Below are 16,957 nucleotides of genomic sequence, written 5' to 3' on the forward strand. Positions count from 1 at the left end.
AATAGTACCAACAACGCTCCACGACGGCTCACGCCGACCGACCCCGCATGCCCGGCCGCACGCTCTTCGAGAAGATATGGGACGCCCACGTGGTGTCCGACCTGGGCGGCGGCTTCTCGCTGCTGCACGTCGACCGCCACCTGGTCAGCGATCCCGGCAGCAAGGCGCTCGCGGCGCTGCGCCGGCGCGGGCTGCCGGTGCGCCATCCCGAGCTGACCTTCGCGATGCCCGACCACACGGTGTCGACCGCGCCGGGCCGCGAGGGCCACACGCCCAACGCCATCCGCTACCTGGCCGATCTGCGCCACGAGACCCGGCTGCAGGGCATCCGCCTGTTCGACGTCGGCCAGCCGGGGCAGGGCATCGTGCACGTGGTCGGGCCCGAGCTCGGACTCACGCTGCCGGGCGCCTCGGTGGTCTGCAGCGACAGCCACACCTGCACCCACGGCGCGCTCGGCGCGCTGGCCTTCGGCATCGGCGCCACCGAGTTCCAGCACGTGGCCGCGACCCAGACCATCGTGCTGCAGCGTCCGCGCCAGATGCGCATCCGCTTCGAGGGCACGCTGCCCGCGGGCACCAGCGCGAAGGACCTGATCCTGCATGCCATCGGCCGGCTCGGCGCCACCGGCGCCTCGGGCTGCGCGGTCGAGTACGCGGGTGCGGCCATCGACGCGCTCGACATCGAGGCGCGCATGACGGTGTGCAACCTGTCGGTGGAGATGGGCGGGCGCTTCGGCATCGTCGCGCCCGACGCGCGCACGCTGGCCTACGTGCGCGGCCGGCCGTTCGCGCCCGGCGGCGCGCAATGGGACCAGGCCGCGGCGCACTGGGCCACCTTGCGCAGCGACGACGACGCGGTGTTCGACCGCGAGGTGAGCATCGACGTCTCGGAGGTCGTGCCGCAGGTCACCTGGGGCACGAGCCCGCAGGACACCATCGGCATCGACGCGCGCATTCCCGACCCGGCCGCCGCCGGCGATCCGGCGCAGCGCGCCGCGCGGCAGGCCGCGCTCGACTACATGGGCCTGCGCGCCGGCGATGCGATCGCGGGCACGCCGGTGGACTGGGTGTTCATCGGCTCGTGCACCAACGCGCGCATCTCCGACCTGCGGCTCGCGGCCGAGACCGTGCGCGGCCGGCGCGTGGCGAGCGGCGTGCGCGCCTGGATCGTGCCGGGCTCGGAGCTGGTCAAGCGCGAGGCCGAGGCCGAAGGGCTGGCGCAGGTGTTCCTCGACGCCGGCTTCGAATGGCGCGAGCCGGGCTGCTCGCTGTGCGTGGCGGCCAACGGCGAGGCCGTGCCGCCGGGCCTGCGCGTGGTGTCGACCTCGAACCGCAACTTCGTCGGCCGCCAGGGGCCGGGCGCGCGCACCCATCTCGCGAGCCCGCAGCTCGCGGCCGCCTCCGCCATCGCGGGCTGCCTGGTCGACCCGCGCGCCATGGAGGTCCGGCCATGAGCCCGTTCGGCGTGCTCACGGCCACCGCCGCGCCGCTCGTGCGCGACAACATCGACACCGACCTGATCGTGCGCGTCGAGCCGCTGTTCGGCGGCGTGCCGCGCGAGGAGCTCGGCCCCCATGCGCTGGCCGCGCTGCGCTTTCGCGCCGACGGCAGCGAAGACCCGGCCTGCGTGCTGAACCAGCCGCGCTACCGCGGCGCGGGCATCCTGCTGGCGGGCGACAACTTCGGCTGCGGCAGTTCGCGCGAAGGCGCGGTGTGGGCGCTGATGGCGCTGGGCATCCGCTGCATCGTCGCGCCGAGCTTCGGCGACATCTTCCAGGGCAACTGCTTCCAGAACGGCTTGCTGCCGGTGCGCCTGCCGCGCGCGCAGGTGGAGGTGCTCGCGCGCGCCGTGGCCGAGGGTGCCGATGCCGTGCTCACGGTCGACCTGCAGGCCTGCACCGTGCGGCGCGAGGGCCTGCCGACGCTGCCCTTCGCCCTGCCGCCGCGGCGCCGCGAGGGGCTGCTGCGCGGCCTCGACGACCTCGAGCTCACGCTCGCGCGCAGCACCGAGATCGACGCCTTCCAGCGCCGCGACCGGGCGCTGCATCCCTGGCTGCACCTCGACGGCGCCCGGCGCCCGAGCCTTGCCGCCGACCCCGCCCCCCATACCGATAAGGAGACACCATGACACCCGAACAACCCCCGCGCCCGCCACCGGCAGCCGCCACCCGCCGCGGCCTGCTGCGCGCCGGCGCCGCCCTCGCCGCGAGCGGCGCGCTGCCGCTGCGCGCGCTGGCGCAGGAGCCCGCTTCCGCCTTCCCCTCGCATCCCGTGCGGATGGTGATCCCGCTGCCGCCGGGCGGTGCCACCGACGTCATCGGCCGCCTGCTCGGGCAGAAGCTCGGCGAGCTCTGGCGACAGAGCGTGATCGTCGACAACAAGCCCGGCGCCGGCACCATCGTCGGCACCCAGGCCATCGCGCGGGCGCCGGCCGACGGCTACACCTTCGGCATCGTCATCAGCGCCTTCACCATCAATCCCTCGCTGCGCAACGACCTGCCGTACGACGCCACGAAGGACTTCACGCCGCTGAGCCTGCTGGGCTTCCCGGTGATCGCGCTGGTCGCCATTCCCTCGTTCCCCGCCAACGACGTGGCCGGGCTGATCGCGAAGGCGCGCGCCAGGCCGGGCTCGGTCAGCTATGCCTCGCTGGGCATCGGCACCGCCACTCACCTGGCGGGCGAGATGATGAACGTGCGCGCCGAGACCGGCATGGTCCACATCCCCTACAACGGCAGCGCGCCCGCGTACAACGACCTGCTCAGTGGTCGGGTGCAGGTGGGCTTCGTGCTGCTCGACTCGGCGCTGCCGCACGTGAAGGCCGGCAAGCTCAAGGTGCTGGCCGTGACCAATGCGAAGCGCAGCCGCATCTATCCCGACTACCCGACCGTCGGCGAGACCATCCCCGGCTATTCGCTCGAGAGCCTGTTCGGCTTCGTCGCGCCGCGCGGCCTCCCCGCACCGATCGCGGCCAGGCTGTCGGGCGACCTCGTCAAGGTGATCCAGCTGCCCGAGGTGCGCCAGCGCCTGGCCGAGCTCAGCGTCGAGCCCGTGGGCTCGAGCGCGTCCGAGTTCGAGGCGACGATCCGCAGCGAGATCGTGAAGTGGGCGCCGGTGGTGAAGGCCGCGGGCGTGAAGGCCGACTAGTTAAGGGTGCCACTGGCTGCGCGCGCGGCCTTCGAGCGGTTCGTAGCGCGTGGCCGCGAGCGCATCCGACAACCTGCGTGCCGCCTCCATCAGCGTGGCCGCATGGCGCGCGAGCTCGCCGGCCGCGGCCGCGTCGGCCGGCACCGCCACGCTGAGCGCGCCCAGCACCGTGCCGCGCGCGGCGAACACCGGCGCGGCCACGCTCGCGGCGGCCGCGTCGGCTTCGCCCACGGTCAGGTGATGGCCACGCTGGCGGATCGCGTCGAGCGCGGCGCCCGGCGCGCCCGAGAACGCGAGGATCACCTGGCCGGCCGCGCCGCGCTCCAGCGGCAGCGGTTCGCCGACGCGGCTCGGGCTCACGAAGCCGTCGGCGCCGCGCACGCGCAGCAGGCGTACGCGCTGGCCTTCCTCGAGCGCGAAGAAGGAAGCGCTGTGGCCGGTCCGCTCGGCCAGTTGCTGCAGGGCCGGCTCGATCACGTTGCGCAGGTCGAAGGCGCGCTGGTAGCGCGCGCCCAGCCGCGCGGCCGCCGGGCCCAGGCGCCAGGCACCGCCCTCGAGCGCCACGAGGTAGCCGGCCGTGGCCAGCGTGCGCGCGAGCCGCAGCGCGGTGGGCTTGGCGAGCGCGGTGCGGCGCGCGATCTCGGCCAGCGCGAGCTGCGCGTCGGCGGTGCCGAAGGCATCGAGGATGGCGAGCGAACGCGCCACCGCGGTCACGCCCTCGGCGCGCGGCACGGGCTTGGCGGTGCGGGTGGGAGCGCGTGCGGAGGAGGCCATCGTTTCGCGGAGTGGAACGGCATTGTGCGGCCGCGTTGCGAATCCTAGGCTCGCGGCTTTCCCGGGGCACTGGGCCCCTTCGCTTCCACGTCGCTTCGAACATCCGCAGGAGACCCGCTCATGACACCCATCGCCCCGCTGCGCCGCCGCCTTGGCGCGCTCTTCCTGGCCTGCCTCGCCGCGCCCTCGCTGGCGCTCGCGCAGGCGCCGTATCCGAGCAAGCCGATCCGCCTGGTCGTGCCCTTCGCGGCCGGCGGCGCGGTCGACACCGTGGGCCGCGTGGTCGGCGAGCGGCTGTCGACGCAGATGGGCCAGCCGGTGATCGTCGACAACCGGCCCGGCGCCAACGCCAACATCGGCACCGAGAACGTCGCGCGCTCGGCGCCCGATGGCTACTCGCTGCTGGTGGCGGCCAACGGCGTGGTGACCAACAACACGCTCTATCCCAAGCTGTCGTTCAACGGCCTGCGCGACTTCGTCGCCGTGGCGCGCCTGGGCTATGCGCCGCTGGTGCTGGTGGTGCCGGCCAGCGCGCCCTACAAGAGCGTGCCCGAGCTGCTCGCGGCCGCGCGCGCCAAGCCCGGCGACATGAGCTACGGCTCGGCCGGCAACGGCAGCTCGGGCCACCTGGCCGGCGCGCTGCTGGCCTCGGTCGGCAAGTTCGATGCGCTGCACGTGGCCTACAAGGGCGGCTCGCCCGCGCTGGTCGACCTGATCGCGGGACGCACCTCGTTCATGCTGCTGAATCCGCTCGAGGTGCTGCCGCACATCCAGTCGGGCCGGCTGCGCGCGCTGGCGGTCAGCGGCGCCCAGCGCGCGCCGATGCTGCCGAACGTGCCCACCATGGCCGAGGCGGGCCTGCCGAACTTCGACGCCAGCGTCTGGTGGACCTTGCTCGCGCCGGCCGGCACCGCGCCCGAGGTGGTCGCGAAGCTCAATGCCGAAACGCGCAAGGCGCTGGCCGATGCCGGCACGCGCGAGAAGCTGGGCGCGCTCGGCGCGGTCATCACGCCCTCGAGCCCGCAGGAGGCCGCGGCCTTCCTCAAGAGCGAATCGGCCAAGTGGGAGCAGGTGATCCGCGCGGCCGACATCAAGGCCGATTGAGCACGGCGCCGACTTCATGATCATCGACTGCCACGGCCACTACACCACCGCGCCGGCCGCGCTCGAGGCCTGGCGCCGGCGCCAGGTCGAGGCCTTCGGCGCGGGGCGGCCCGCGCCGGCCGCGTCCGAGCTGCGCATCGGCGACGACGAGCTGCGCGAATCCATCGAGGGCAACCAGCTGCGGCTGATGGACGAGCGCGGCATCGACCTCACCGTCTTCAGCCCGCGCGCGAGCTTCATGGCGCATCACGTCGGCGACTTCGCCGTGTCATCGGCCTGGGCCGCGATCTGCAACGAGCTGTGCCACCGCGTGAGCACGCTGTTCCCCGAGCGCTTCGCGGGCGCGGCCATGCTGCCGCAGTCGCCGGGCGTGCCGGTCGCCTCGTGCGTCGCCGAGCTCGAGCGCTGCGTGCGCGACTACGGCTTCGTCGGCGTCAACCTCAACCCCGATCCCTCGGGCGGCTTCTGGAACAGCCCGCCGCTGACCGACCGCCACTGGTATCCGCTCTACGAGAAGATGGTCGAGCTCGACGTGCCGGCCATGATCCACGTGAGCACCAGCTGCAACGCCTGCTTCCACACCACGGGCGCGCACTACCTCAATGCCGACACCACGGCCGTGATGCAGTGCATCGAGGGCGACCTGTTCGCGGATTTCCCGACCCTGCGCTTCGTGATCCCGCACGGCGGCGGTGCCGCGCCCTACCACTGGGGGCGCTTTCGCGGCCTGGCGCAGGCGATGAAGAAGCCGCCGCTCGCGCAGCACCTGCTGCAGAACCTGTTCTTCGACACCTGCGTCTACCACCAGCCGGGCATCGACCTGCTCGCGCGCGTGATCCCGGTCGAGAACATCCTGTTCGCCTCCGAGATGATCGGCGCCGTGCGCGGCATCGATCCCGAGACCGGTCACGCCTACGACGACACGCGGCGCTACATCGAGGCCGCCGCGCTGAGCGCCGGCGAGCGCGCGCAGGTCTACGAAGGCAATGCGCGCCGCGTCTTTCCGCGGCTCGATGCGCAACTGAACGCGCGCGGCCGGCTGTTCGATCCCCAATCTCATTCCTCGCAAGGAGCCCGCCATGCATGAACTCGGCGTCGTCCATCGCCACATCGAACGCGCCGACGCGCAGGTCGTCGACGCCCTCGCGGCCCTGGGCTCGGCCACGGTGCACGAGGCCATGGGCCGGGTCGGCCTGCTCGCGCCGTACATGCGGCCGATCTATCCGGGCGCGCAGGTCAGCGGCAGCGCCGTCACCGTGCTGCTGCATCCGGGCGACAACTGGATGCTGCACGTCGCGGCCGAGCAGATCCGCCCCGGCGACATCGTGGTGGCGGCCGTCACCGCGCCGAGCAGCGACGGCTTCTTCGGCGACCTGCTGGCCACCAGCTTCCAGGCCCGCGGTGCGCGCGCGCTGGTGATCGACGGCGGCGTGCGCGACGTGCACACCTTGCAGCAGATGGACTTTCCGGTCTGGAGCAAGGCCATCAGCAGCAAGGGCTGCGTGAAGGCCACGCTGGGCTCGGTCAACATCCCCGTGGTCTGCGCCGGCATGTCGGTGCAGCCCGGCGATGCGATCGTGGCCGACGACGACGGCGTGGTCTGCGTGCCGCGCGCGATGGCCGCGGCCACGCTCGAGAAGGCGCGCCAGCGCGAGGCGCTGGAGACGTCGAAGCGCGAGAAGCTCGCGAGCGGCGTGCTCGGGCTCGACATGTACGACATGCGGCCGGCGCTGGCGGCGGCGGGGCTGCGCTACATCGACTGAAAGGGCGCGGCGGGCAATGCCCGACCCGCGCGCATGGCCGCAGGGCCATCGGGGCGACGGGACGGTTAACATCTGTATAAACGTACAGTGTTTTCCGCCCGCCAGCCCACCCCATGGACCTCCAGCACAAGCTCGCCATCCTGGCCGATGCCGCCAAGTACGACGCCTCGTGCGCGTCGAGCGGCTCGCAGCCGCGCGACTCGGTGGGCGGGCGCGGCATCGGCTCGACCGAGGGCATGGGCATCTGCCACAGCTATGCGCCCGACGGCCGCTGCATCTCGCTGCTCAAGGTGCTGCTGACCAACCACTGCCAGTACGACTGCCTCTATTGCGTGAACCGCGCCTCGAGCAACGTGCCGCGCGCGCGTTTCCGCGCCGACGAGGTGGTGCAGCTCACGCTCGACTTCTACCGCCGCAACTGCATCGAGGGGCTGTTCCTCTCGAGCGGCATCGTCAAGTCGCCCGACCACACGATGGAGCAGGTGGTCGAGGTCGCGCGCTCGCTGCGCGAGGACCACGACTTCCGCGGCTACATCCATCTCAAAACCATTCCCGATGCCAGCGACGAGCTGATCGCGCGCGCCGGCCGCTATGCCGACCGGCTCAGCATCAACGTCGAGATGCCGACCACCGAGGGCCTGCGCTCGCTGGCGCCCGAGAAGGACGAGAGCGCGATCCGCCGCTCGATGGCGCGGCTGCGCTTGCAGATCGACGACACGCGCGAGGAGGCGCGCCGCGTGGTGCCGATCCGCGCGCTGCCGGGCGCGGCGCCCGTGGCCGCGAAGCCGCCGCCGTTCGCGCCCGCGGGCCAGAGCACGCAGATGATCGTGGGCGCCGACGCCACCGACGACCGCGCCATCCTCGCGACCAGCGCCACGCTCTACGGCGCCTACCGGCTGCGCCGCGTCTACTACTCGGCCTTCAGCCCGATCCCCGACGCGGCGCGCGCGCTGCCGCTCGCCGCGCCGCCGCTGCTGCGCGAGCACCGGCTCTACCAGGCCGACTGGCTGATGCGCTTCTACGGCTTCGAGCACGGCGAGATCGTGGCCGAGCGCGACGGCCTGCTGCGGCTCGACGTCGATCCCAAGATGGCCTGGGCGCTCGCGCATGCGGAGCGCTTCCCGGTCGACCTCAACCATGCGCCGCGCGAGCTGCTGCTGCGCGTGCCGGGCCTGGGCGTGAAGGCGGTCGATCGGCTGCTGCAGGCCAGGCGCGTGCGCCGCGTGCGCGCCGACGACCTGCGGCGGCTGCACGTGCCCGCGCGCAAGGTGCTGCCCTTCGTGGTGGCCGATGGGCACCGGCCCGCGGCCGGGGCGATGGCGGCGTCGGCGCGCGCCGAGCCCGCGCGGCAGGCCTCGCTGTTCTGAGCGCCATCGCGATGCAGGTGCGGCTCGACGACGCGGTCGACCTCGACGGTTTCCGGCGCCGCGCGCGGCAACTGCTGACCGACGGCGTGCCGCCCGAGCGGGTCGAGTGGGGCGTGGCGCGGTCCGATGGCGGAGAGGGCCTGTTCGGCGATGCGTCCGAGCAGGCGATCGCACCGCCGACCGCGGCGCTGCAGCCCGTGCCCGCGGCTTTCGTCGCGCTGTGCGCCGACGTGATCCTGCACCGCGATCCCCAGCGCTTCGCGCTGCTCTACCGCCTGCTCTGGCGCCTCGCGCACGAGCCCGCGCTGCGCCACGATCCGCTCGACGCCGACATGATGCGGGCGCAGCGCATGGCCAAGGCCGTGCACCGCGACATCCACAAGATGCGCGCCTTCGTGCGCTTCACGCAGGTGACGGACGACGACGGGCTCGAGCGCCATGTCGCATGGTTCGAGCCCGAGCACCGCATCGTCGAGGCCAATGCCGACTTCTTCGCGCGCCGCTTCGCGCAGATGCGCTGGGCCATCCTCACGCCCGAGCGCTGCGTCGAATGGGACGGCCATGCGCTGTCGTTCCGCGCGGGCGCCGACCGCCGCGAGAAGCCGCCGCCCGATGCGGGCGAGCAGCTCTGGCTCACCTACTACGCCCACATCTTCAATCCCGCGCGGCTCAAGTTCGCGACCATGCAGCGCGAGATGCCGCGCCGCTACTGGCACAACCTGCCCGAGGCCGCGCTGATCCAGCCGCTGGCCGACGCGGCCGACGCGCGCAGCCAGTCGATGATCGAAGCGCCGGCCACGCCCGCGCGGCGCATCCGCGCGCCGATGGCGCTGCACGCGCGGCCGGCCGAGGGCGTGGCGCCGGCCGACCTCGGCGAACTGCGCGCGGCCGCCCATGCCTGTCGCGCCTGCCCGATCGGCGCGCACGCCACCCAGGCCGTGTGCGGCGAAGGGCCGCTCGCGCCGCGCCACATGCTGGTCGGCGAGCAGCCGGGCGACCAGGAGGACCTCGCGGGCCGGCCCTTCGTCGGCCCGGCCGGCCAGCTGCTCGAGCGCGCGATGGCGCAGCTCGGCTGGGCGCGCGAGGGCGTCTACCTCGCCAATGCCGTGAAGCACTTCAAGTACGAGCTGCGCGGCAAGCGGCGCATCCACAAGACGCCGGGGCAGCGCGAAGCCGAGGCCTGCGCCCATTGGCTCGATGCCGAGATCGCGCTGGTGCGGCCGCGCTCGCTGGTCGCGCTCGGCGCCACGGCCGCGCGCGCGTTGCTGGGCCGGCCGGTGGCGGTGCAGGCCGAGCGCGGCGCCTGGCTGCGCGAGCGCGCGGACGGGCGGCCGGTGTTCGTCACGCTGCATCCGTCGGCGCTGCTGCGGCTGCCCGACGCGGAGCGCGAGGCGGCCCAGGCGCGCTGGCGCGAGGAGCTGGCCCGCGCGCGCGACACGGCGCCGGTTGCCTGAAGGGGCTCAGGTGCCGGGCTCTTCCGCGCGGCGTTCGGCCGGCACCAGCTCGGCCATGGCCTGCATCAGCATGGCCGCGGTCACGGGCTTGAACAGCACCGGCACGCCCGAGGCGCGCACGCGCTGCAGCCGCTCGGGCGCGGTCTCGCCGGTGATCAGCAGCATCGGCGCGTCGAGCCGGAAGCGCTCGCGCAGCCGCAGGCCGAGCTCCAGCCCGTCGACGCCGCTCGACAGCCGGTAGTCGCACAGCAGCAGCGCGACCGGCGGGTCCTGCGCCGCGGGCCCGGTCAGCAGGGCCACCGCCTCGGCCTCGTCGGCCACCGCCGCGACCTCGATGCCGTAGGCGCTCATGAGCTCGGTCATGGCCTTGCGGATCTCCTCCTCGTCGTCGATCAGCAGCACGCGGCCGCGCAGCGCCGGCACCTCGAAGCGCTGGCGCACCGGCAGCTCGAGGTCCTGCGGACTGAAGGCGCCCGCCGAGCCTTCCGAGGCCTCGGCGAGCGGCAGCACGACCCGAAAGCGCGTGCCGCGCCCGATGTGGGAGCGCAGCTCGATGCGGTGGCCGAGCAGGCGCGAGAGCCGCTGCACGATCGACAGGCCGATGCCCAGGCCGCGCGAGCGGTCGCGCCCGAGGTTGTCGACCTGGTAGAACTCCTCGAAGATGCGGTCGCGCTGCTCGGGCGCGATGCCGATGCCGGTGTCGCGCACCTCGATCCACGCCTGGTCGCCGCGCGGGCGCGCGATCACCGTGACGCCGCCCTGCGTCGTGTACTTGAGCGCGTTGTCGACCAGGTTCGACAGCATGCGGTAGAGCAGTTGCGGATCGCTGTGGATCCACAGGCCGCTGGCGCGCACGCGCAGCTGCAGCCGCTTGCGCTCGGCCTGTGCCGAGAAGGTGTGGTGCAGCGGGATCAGCAGGGCATCGAGCGACAGCGCGCGCGGTGCCGCCTGGACCACGCCCGCGTCGAGGCGCGAGATGTCGAGCATGGTGTCGAGCGAGGCGCCCAGCGCATCGACCGCGCGCATCAGCCGTTCCACGTTCTGGATCTCGGGCCGCCGCCGCAGCGTGCTGCCCAGCGCCGCGCCGAACAGCGCGATCGCATGCATGGGCTGGCGCAGGTCGTGGCTGGCGGCGGCCAGGAAGCGGGTCTTCTCGGCGCTCGCGCGCTCGGTGGCCGCGACCTGCTCGCGCAGCTGGGCGGCCAGCGCCTCGTTCTCGAACTGCAGGATCAGCGAGGCCGTCAGGCGCTCGTTCTGCTTCACGCCCTCGCGCAGCGTGAGCACCAGGTTGAGCAGCGCGAAGCCGGCCAGGAACCAGTTCAGCATGTGGCCGTACCAGACCAGCGCGGCGATCAGCCCGCTCATCATCGGGATGCCGTAGCCGAACATCGCGCCCTTGAGCGGCCAGCGCGCCTGCACCGCGCGGGTCCAGCTGCCCATGATCACGACCGTCACGAAGGTGGTCATGGCGGGGCTCTGCAGCGCCACCAGGAACAGGCTGGCCGGCGCGGTCACCGTGCTGACCAGCGTGACGTGGACGGTGTAGCGGCGCGCCCAGCGCGGGCTGTCGGCCAGCGGCACCTCGGGCGTCCAGCGCTTCGACAGCAGCACGTACAGGTCCATCAGCACGATGGCCGAGACGATGCCCAGCACCAGCGCGCGGTGCTCGGGCAGCACGTTGAAGTAGCCGAAGACGCCGATCGCGAGCGCGAAGACGCCGTGCGCCGCGATCGCGGTCGTGTGGCCGGCATAGACCGAGGCCAGGTGCTCGCGCAGCACGCGCAGCTCGAGCGTGGCGTCCCGTGCCAGGCGTCCCGGCATCGTGTCTTTCATCAAGCAGTCTCCCCGCGGGGTGGTTCCCCCGTCTCGCGTTCGCGGCCCGGCCGGGCCCATGGCCGGCTGCCGATGGTGCCCGCCGGCATGGTCATCGGCGCATCCTAGGCGACCCCCTCGCCCCATGGTAAGTGCCCAAAGTCATGCCCGGCCCGGGCGTCCACACGGTGCGTGAGGGCGGGTGCGACAATCGCCGCGCCATGACTGACACCCTCACGATCACCCGCCCCGACGACTGGCACCTGCACGTGCGCGATGGCGCCGCCCTCGAAGCCGTCGTGCCCCACAGCGCGCGCCAGTTCGGCCGCGCGCTGATCATGCCGAACCTGCGTCCCCCCGTGACCACTGCGGCCCAGGCCGTGGCCTACCGCGACCGCATCCGCGCCGCCGTGCCCGAGGGCAGCGGCTTCGAGCCGGTGATGTCGCTCTACCTGACCGACAAGCTGCCGCCCGAGGAGATCGCGCTGGCCGCCGAGGCCGGCGTGCGCGCGCTCAAGCTCTATCCGGCCGGCGCCACCACCAACAGCGATGCCGGCGTGACCGACATCCGCAAGACCTACAAGACGCTCGAGGCGATGCAGAAGCACGGCCTGCTGCTGCTGGTGCACGGCGAGGTCACCGATCCCGCGATCGACCTGTTCGACCGCGAGGCCGTGTTCGTCGATCGCGTGATGATTCCGCTGCGGCGCGACTTCCCCGAGCTCAAGGTGGTGTTCGAGCACCTGACCACGAAGGAGGGCGCCCACTACGTGCGCGACGCCGGCCGCTTCACGGCCGCCACCATCACCGCGCACCACCTGCTGTACAACCGCAACGCCATCTTCACCGGCGGCATCCGCCCGCATTACTACTGCCTGCCGGTGCTCAAGCGCGAGACCCATCGCGTGGCGCTGGTCGAGGCCGCCACCAGCGGCAGCGACCGCTTCTTCCTGGGCACCGACAGCGCGCCGCACCCGGCGCACCTGAAGGAACACGCGCTGGGCTGCGCCGGCTGCTACACCGCGCTGACCGCCATCGAGCTCTATGCCGAGGCCTTCGACAACGCCGGCGCGCTCGACAAGCTCGAGGGCTTCGCGAGCTTCCACGGTCCCGACTTCTACGGCCTGCCGCGCCATGCCGACAGCATCACGCTGAAGCGCGAGAGCTGGACCGTGCCCGAGACCGTGCCTTACGGCGATGCCACGCTCAAGCCGCTGCGCGGCGGCGAAACCATCCACTGGAGACTCGCATGACCCCCACGCTGCGGGTGATGCTGCTGATCGACGCCGACAACGTCTCGGCCGACGTGATCGAGCAGGCCGTGCAGCGCACGATGGACGAGTACGGCGCCATCCACGTGCGCCGCGCCTACTGCAATGCCGAGATGGCCGTGAACCGGCAGGCGCTGTTCAAGCGGCTGTCGGTGCGGCCGATGGTCAACCTCTCGGCCGGCAAGAACAGCACCGACATCGCGCTGTCGGTCGACGCCATCGACCTCGCGATCGCCGAGCGGCCCGACGTGGTGGTGCTGGTGTCCTCCGATTCCGACTTCGCGCCGCTGGTGATCCGGCTGCGCGAGAAGGGCTGCCGCGTCTGCGGCATCGGCCAGCAGGGCAAGACGGGCGAGGAGACGGTCGGCATCTACGACAGCTTCATGGACCTCGCGCACCACGGCGTGGCGCCGGCCGCGCGCACCGTGCCCGCCAGGAAGACGGCGGCGAAGAAGGCCGCCGCGAAGACCGCGCCGGCCAAGAAGGCGCCGGCGAAGAAGGCGGCCGCCAAGACCGCGAAGAAGACGGCGGCCAAAAAGGTGGCGAAGGCCGCGGCGCCGGCACCCGTGGCCGCCGTGCCGGTGCCGCCGCCCGCGCCCGAGATCTCCGAGGCCGCCGAATTCGTGCTGCGCGCCGTGCCCGCGCTGCGCGCCGGCACCGACGTGCCGCTCAACGAGGTGGCGAAGGCGCTGCGCGAGGCGGGCCTGCTCGGCAAGAACGGCAGCTCGCTCAAGCTGTTCGACAAGCTCACGGCCGAGTTCAGGCACACGCAGCATCCCGACCGCATCCGCTGGACGGGCGCGGACGCCGCCTGATCCTGCCGGCGATGGCGGGCACGGCCGCGATCGACTGGACCCGGCCCTGGCTCGCGCCCTACCGCGCGCAGGGCGAAGCGGCGGCCAGTGCCATCGCGCAAGGCCTGCCGGTGGCGCGGGCGCTGCAAGGCGCGGGGCCGCCGGGCTTCGTGCCGCAGCATGCGCTGCCCGCGGGCCGGGCCTACGAGGCCCACGTCTTCGCGACCGGCACCGTGCCCACGCGCGACAACCTGCACGACTTCTTCAACGGCCTCGTGTGGCGCGCCTTTCCGCGGGCCAAGCGCCGTCTCAACGAACTGCAGGCCGCGGAGATCGAACGCGCCGGCGTCGGTGCCACGCGCGGGCCGCTGCGCGACGCGCTCACGCTGTTCGACGAGAACGGCGCGCTGCTCGAGGCGCCGCCCGAACTGTGGCGCGCGCTGGCGGCGCGCGACTGGCCGGCGCTGTTCGTCGCGCGGCGCGGGCTGTGGGCGCAGGCGCGGCTGCGCGTGTTCGGCCATGCGCTGCTCGAGAAGCTGGTGGCGCCGCGCAAGGCCGCCACGGCGCACGTGCTGCTGACCGAAGGCATCGATGGGCTGGACGACGAGGCGCTCGCGCGTCGCCTCGACCCCGCCTGGCTCGCCGCCAAGCCCTTCGTGCCGCTGCCGGTGCTCGGCGTGCCGGGCTGGTGGGCCGGCAACGAGGCGCCCGATTTCTATGCCGACGCCCAGGTCTTCCGCCCCGCGCGGCCGGCCACCGAATCCCCCGCGCCAGGCCCCGGATAGCGGGCTGCTAGAACTTTTGCTCCTATCATCTGTCTACCCGCCTGCCGCCGCACGGCCGCGCGCGACGCCTTCCTCCAGAACCAACAACAACCCAGGCAGGGAGGCGGACGCGGCAGGAACGGCTTGAAGCGGGCCGCAAGGCCCTCATCTGGTCGGCAGCGTTCCCCCACGGAGAATTCAACTTGAAACGTATCCTTCTGTTCGTCCTGACCAATGTGATGGTCGTCGCGGTGCTCGGCGTGGTCGCCAGCCTGCTCGGCGTCAATCGCTTCCTCACGGCCAACGGGCTGAACCTCACGGCCCTGCTCGGCTTCGCGCTGATCATGGGCTTCGGCGGCGCGATCATCTCGCTGCTGATCAGCAAGCCCATGGCCAAGTGGACCGCGGGCCTGCAGATGATCGACAACCCCCAGACGCCCGACGAGGCCTGGATCGTCGGCACGGTGCGCAAGTTCGCCGACAAGGCCGGCATCGGCATGCCCGAGGTCGGCATCTTCGAGGGCGAGCCCAATGCCTTCGCGACCGGCGCGTTCAAGAATTCCTCGCTGGTGGCGGTGTCCACCGGCCTGCTGCAGAACATGACGCGCGAAGAGGTCGAGGCCGTGATCGGCCACGAGGTGGCCCACATCGCCAACGGCGACATGGTCACGATGACGCTGATCCAGGGCGTGATGAACACCTTCGTCGTGTTCCTCTCGCGCGTGATCGGCTACGCGGTCGACAGCTTCCTGCGCCGCGGCGACGACCGCTCCTCGGGCCCCGGCATCGGCTACTACGTGAGCACCATCGTGCTCGACATCGTGCTGGGCTTCGCCGCCGCGATCGTCGTGGCCTGGTTCTCGCGCCAGCGCGAGTTCCGCGCCGATGCCGGTGCCGCCGCGCTGATGGGCAACCGCCAGCCGATGGTCAACGCGCTCGCGCGCCTGGGCGGCCTGCCGGCCGGCGAACTGCCGAAGGCGGTCGAGGCGATGGGCATCACCGGCGCCATGGGCAAGCTGTTCGCCACCCACCCGCCGATCGAGGAGCGCATCGCGGCGCTGCAGAACGCGCGCTGAGAGCGACCTCGGAACATGCCTCGAGGCATACGGCCGCCACCTTCGGGTGGCGGCTTTTTTCATGGTGCTTCTACACTGCGGCCCCCTCGATTCTCAGGAGTGTCGCACCATGTCCAAGTCGCCCAGCCAGCAGATGTCCGCCGCGCTCAAGGCCGTCCTGGTGCCCGTGTTGAACGAGAGCGGGTTCGACGGCCGCTTTCCGCGCTATCGGCGCGACCGTGCCGAGGTGCTGCATTTCATCAGCATGCAGTACGACAAGGCCGGTACTTCCTTCTTCCTCGAAGCCGCGTGGCAGCCGCCGGGCGACAAGATGACGAGCTGGGGCGAACTGGTGCCGCAGCGCGACCTGCTGCTCGAGCACGCACCGCTCGAGAACCGCGCGCGGCTGCAGCAGGTCGGCGGCCTCAGCAGCCAGCCGTCCGACTGGTTCTCGTACGCGGGGCGGGGCGACGATGCCGCGGGTTACCGGGCGGTCGCCGCCACGGTCGCCGGGTTGCTGCCGCAGGTCGAGGCCTGGCTGGCGCGCGGCGAGGTGGGGCCGAATCTCTCGCCCTACGGCGCGATGCCGTAGGGCCGGGCGCTCAATCCGCGGAGGGCGCGGCTTCCGGAGCGGGCGCCGCCGCCTCGGGCGCAGCCACGGTTTCGGCTTGCGCCACCACCGCCGCAGCGGGCGCCGGTGCCTCGCGTTCCTTGCGCGCGCGCTGCAGCGTGCGCGTCACCTCGCCGGGCTTCATGCCGTACATGTCGGCGAACTCCTGCTCGCCGCGGCCGCTGGCCTCGAAGGCGCGCAGCAGGGCTTCGCGCTTGGCGGCCTGCGCCGCCAGTTCGGCCAGCGCCTCGTCGACCACGGCATTGGCCTTCTCGTCGCGCGAGCGCACGAGCACGGCGTAGGCCTCGCGGTCCAGGCCCGAGCTCTCGATGGCGCGCGCGATGCGCGCCACCAGTTGCGGGCGCAGGTCGCCCTCGGTGCGCTGCGAGCGGCGGCGGTGCAGCTCGAGGATGGCGTGGTGCACGTGCTCGGGCGCGACCGGATCGAGCGCGTTGCCGTCGAGGTCGTGGCGCGGATGGCCGGCGGCCACGCTCTCGAGGTAGCGCGTGGAACGCGCATGCTGGCCCATCGCGACCTTGAGGTCCTCGGCCTTGAAGTCCTCGGGATGGCGCGCGAGCAGGTCCTCGTAGACGCCGAGCTTCAGCGGCACGAAGCGCGCGCCGAACAGCTGCGGATAGAGCTCGAACAGGCGCTCGAGCACCGGGTTGACCTTGCGCGCCGGGCGCTCGGGCTGTTGGGGCTGCGCCTGGGCCAGCGGCTGGCGCTGCGGCGCGGCGCCTTGCGGGCCGCGCGGGCCCTGGCCGCGCTGCGGCCGCTGGGGCTTGCGGCGCGGGTTGTTGTCGCGCTGCGCCTGGCCCTCGGGGCGGGCGCCGGCCGCGGGCGCGGCTTCGGCGCCGGGCTCCTGCGCGGCATCGGCACCGCCGCGCAGTTGCTGCAGCTGGGAGGCCAGGTCCGGGCGAGGGCCACGCGGCTTGTTGCGCGGATTCGTCTTCGGGGCGGTGGTGGGGGCGTCGGTCATGCTCGGGATTCGGCGCGGGGCGCGAAGTCGGAATTAGGGGTTGGAAGTCGGTGGGCGGCGCGC

16 protein-coding genes are annotated in these 16,957 nt (G+C 72.7%); 13 read left to right on the forward strand and 3 right to left on the reverse strand.

What is annotated here, in order from left to right; genetic code table 11:
• Positions 1–47: 47 nt before the first annotated feature.
• The 3 genes from leuC to AC1HIL_RS08900 are packed head-to-tail and all read left to right on the forward strand — an operon-like array spanning position 48 to position 3,147.
• Positions 48–1,454, forward strand: coding sequence for a 3-isopropylmalate dehydratase large subunit (gene leuC, locus AC1HIL_RS08890; RefSeq protein ID WP_479671626.1), 1,407 nt, complete (start codon positions 48–50; stop codon positions 1,452–1,454).
• Positions 1,451–2,128: a 3-isopropylmalate dehydratase small subunit gene (leuD, locus tag AC1HIL_RS08895; RefSeq protein WP_057595466.1), complete on the forward strand. Its 678-nt coding sequence runs from the start codon at positions 1,451–1,453 to the stop codon at positions 2,126–2,128. The genes leuC and leuD overlap by 4 nt, the downstream gene beginning before the upstream one ends.
• Entirely contained in the window at positions 2,125–3,147 is a 1,023-nt protein-coding gene (locus AC1HIL_RS08900; protein WP_479671627.1) for a tripartite tricarboxylate transporter substrate binding protein, read from the forward strand. The genes leuD and AC1HIL_RS08900 overlap by 4 nt, the downstream gene beginning before the upstream one ends.
• On the opposite strand, the gene AC1HIL_RS08905 is transcribed toward AC1HIL_RS08900, so the two are convergent.
• Positions 3,148–3,921 carry an IclR family transcriptional regulator gene (locus AC1HIL_RS08905; RefSeq protein WP_057595462.1) on the reverse strand — a complete coding sequence of 258 codons (774 nt, stop codon included), beginning with the start codon at positions 3,919–3,921 and terminating at the stop codon, positions 3,148–3,150.
• Between the two features lie 120 nt (positions 3,922–4,041).
• On the opposite strand from AC1HIL_RS08905, the gene AC1HIL_RS08910 reads away from it, so the two are divergent.
• The 5 genes from AC1HIL_RS08910 to AC1HIL_RS08930 all read left to right on the forward strand — a co-directional run bounded on the left by AC1HIL_RS08910 (position 4,042) and on the right by AC1HIL_RS08930 (position 9,609).
• Positions 4,042–5,025 (forward strand): Bug family tripartite tricarboxylate transporter substrate binding protein, encoded by a 984-nt coding sequence (locus AC1HIL_RS08910; protein ID WP_057595460.1) that lies wholly within the window; start codon positions 4,042–4,044, stop codon positions 5,023–5,025.
• A gap of 16 nt (positions 5,026–5,041) precedes the next feature.
• Complete coding sequence (locus AC1HIL_RS08915; RefSeq protein ID WP_413761475.1) at positions 5,042–6,112, forward strand: amidohydrolase family protein; 1,071 nt, start codon at positions 5,042–5,044, stop codon at positions 6,110–6,112.
• Positions 6,105–6,788 (forward strand): 4-carboxy-4-hydroxy-2-oxoadipate aldolase/oxaloacetate decarboxylase, encoded by a 684-nt coding sequence (ligK, locus tag AC1HIL_RS08920; RefSeq protein WP_479671628.1) that lies wholly within the window; start codon positions 6,105–6,107, stop codon positions 6,786–6,788. The genes AC1HIL_RS08915 and ligK overlap by 8 nt, the downstream gene beginning before the upstream one ends.
• Before the next feature lie 113 nt (positions 6,789–6,901).
• Positions 6,902–8,155, forward strand: a complete 1,254-nt coding sequence (locus AC1HIL_RS08925; RefSeq protein WP_261211434.1) for a putative DNA modification/repair radical SAM protein — start codon at positions 6,902–6,904, stop codon at positions 8,153–8,155.
• A gap of 11 nt (positions 8,156–8,166) precedes the next feature.
• On the forward strand, positions 8,167–9,609 hold the full coding sequence (locus AC1HIL_RS08930) for a UdgX family uracil-DNA binding protein (RefSeq protein ID WP_479671629.1): 1,443 nt from the start codon (positions 8,167–8,169) through the stop codon (positions 9,607–9,609).
• A 6-nt stretch (positions 9,610–9,615) separates the two neighbouring features.
• On the opposite strand, the gene AC1HIL_RS08935 is transcribed toward AC1HIL_RS08930, so the two are convergent.
• Positions 9,616–11,442, reverse strand: a complete 1,827-nt coding sequence (locus tag AC1HIL_RS08935) for an ATP-binding response regulator (RefSeq protein ID WP_479671630.1) — start codon at positions 11,440–11,442, stop codon at positions 9,616–9,618.
• Between the two features lie 200 nt (positions 11,443–11,642).
• Between AC1HIL_RS08935 and pyrC the strand changes: the two genes are divergently transcribed.
• The 5 genes from pyrC to AC1HIL_RS08960 all read left to right on the forward strand — a co-directional run bounded on the left by pyrC (position 11,643) and on the right by AC1HIL_RS08960 (position 15,897).
• The gene (pyrC, locus tag AC1HIL_RS08940) at positions 11,643–12,674 is read left to right on the forward strand and encodes a dihydroorotase (protein ID WP_479671631.1); all 1,032 of its coding nucleotides are present in this window, start codon (positions 11,643–11,645) and stop codon (positions 12,672–12,674) included.
• Positions 12,671–13,507: an NYN domain-containing protein gene (locus tag AC1HIL_RS08945; protein ID WP_057593943.1), complete on the forward strand. Its 837-nt coding sequence runs from the start codon at positions 12,671–12,673 to the stop codon at positions 13,505–13,507. The genes pyrC and AC1HIL_RS08945 overlap by 4 nt, the downstream gene beginning before the upstream one ends.
• Before the next feature lie 11 nt (positions 13,508–13,518).
• Positions 13,519–14,271: a DUF3025 domain-containing protein gene (locus tag AC1HIL_RS08950; protein ID WP_479671632.1), complete on the forward strand. Its 753-nt coding sequence runs from the start codon at positions 13,519–13,521 to the stop codon at positions 14,269–14,271.
• Positions 14,272–14,453: 182 nt separating this feature from the next.
• Positions 14,454–15,326, forward strand: coding sequence for a protease HtpX (htpX, locus tag AC1HIL_RS08955; RefSeq protein ID WP_057593941.1), 873 nt, complete (start codon positions 14,454–14,456; stop codon positions 15,324–15,326).
• A gap of 109 nt (positions 15,327–15,435) precedes the next feature.
• Positions 15,436–15,897: a DUF4304 domain-containing protein gene (locus AC1HIL_RS08960; RefSeq protein ID WP_296737957.1), complete on the forward strand. Its 462-nt coding sequence runs from the start codon at positions 15,436–15,438 to the stop codon at positions 15,895–15,897.
• 10 nt (positions 15,898–15,907) lie between these two features.
• On the opposite strand, the gene AC1HIL_RS08965 is transcribed toward AC1HIL_RS08960, so the two are convergent.
• The gene (locus tag AC1HIL_RS08965; RefSeq protein WP_479671633.1) at positions 15,908–16,894 is read right to left on the reverse strand and encodes a ProQ/FinO family protein; all 987 of its coding nucleotides are present in this window, start codon (positions 16,892–16,894) and stop codon (positions 15,908–15,910) included.
• Positions 16,895–16,957: the final 63 nt, after the last annotated feature.

The sequence above is a fragment of the Variovorax sp. ISS6 genome (assembly GCF_056523145.1).

Excerpts from the sequence above, each read along its gene's own strand:
- AC1HIL_RS08930 (WP_479671629.1), top strand. The coding sequence starts at position 8,167 with ATGCAGGTGCGGCTCGACGACGCGGTCGACCTCGACGGTTTCCGGCGC.
- AC1HIL_RS08915 (WP_413761475.1), top strand. The coding sequence starts at position 5,042 with ATGATCATCGACTGCCACGGCCACTACACCACCGCGCCGGCCGCGCTC.
- AC1HIL_RS08965 (WP_479671633.1), bottom strand. The coding sequence starts at position 16,894 with ATGACCGACGCCCCCACCACCGCCCCGAAGACGAATCCGCGCAACAAG.
- AC1HIL_RS08900 (WP_479671627.1), top strand. The coding sequence starts at position 2,125 with ATGACACCCGAACAACCCCCGCGCCCGCCACCGGCAGCCGCCACCCGC.
- AC1HIL_RS08935 (WP_479671630.1), bottom strand. The coding sequence starts at position 11,442 with ATGAAAGACACGATGCCGGGACGCCTGGCACGGGACGCCACGCTCGAG.
- AC1HIL_RS08905 (WP_057595462.1), bottom strand. The coding sequence starts at position 3,921 with ATGGCCTCCTCCGCACGCGCTCCCACCCGCACCGCCAAGCCCGTGCCG.
- AC1HIL_RS08910 (WP_057595460.1), top strand. The coding sequence starts at position 4,042 with ATGACACCCATCGCCCCGCTGCGCCGCCGCCTTGGCGCGCTCTTCCTG.
- leuC (WP_479671626.1), top strand. The coding sequence starts at position 48 with ATGCCCGGCCGCACGCTCTTCGAGAAGATATGGGACGCCCACGTGGTG.
- AC1HIL_RS08945 (WP_057593943.1), top strand. The coding sequence starts at position 12,671 with ATGACCCCCACGCTGCGGGTGATGCTGCTGATCGACGCCGACAACGTC.
- AC1HIL_RS08950 (WP_479671632.1), top strand. The coding sequence starts at position 13,519 with ATGGCGGGCACGGCCGCGATCGACTGGACCCGGCCCTGGCTCGCGCCC.
- AC1HIL_RS08925 (WP_261211434.1), top strand. The coding sequence starts at position 6,902 with ATGGACCTCCAGCACAAGCTCGCCATCCTGGCCGATGCCGCCAAGTAC.
- pyrC (WP_479671631.1), top strand. The coding sequence starts at position 11,643 with ATGACTGACACCCTCACGATCACCCGCCCCGACGACTGGCACCTGCAC.
- ligK (WP_479671628.1), top strand. The coding sequence starts at position 6,105 with ATGCATGAACTCGGCGTCGTCCATCGCCACATCGAACGCGCCGACGCG.
- leuD (WP_057595466.1), top strand. The coding sequence starts at position 1,451 with ATGAGCCCGTTCGGCGTGCTCACGGCCACCGCCGCGCCGCTCGTGCGC.
- AC1HIL_RS08960 (WP_296737957.1), top strand. The coding sequence starts at position 15,436 with ATGTCCAAGTCGCCCAGCCAGCAGATGTCCGCCGCGCTCAAGGCCGTC.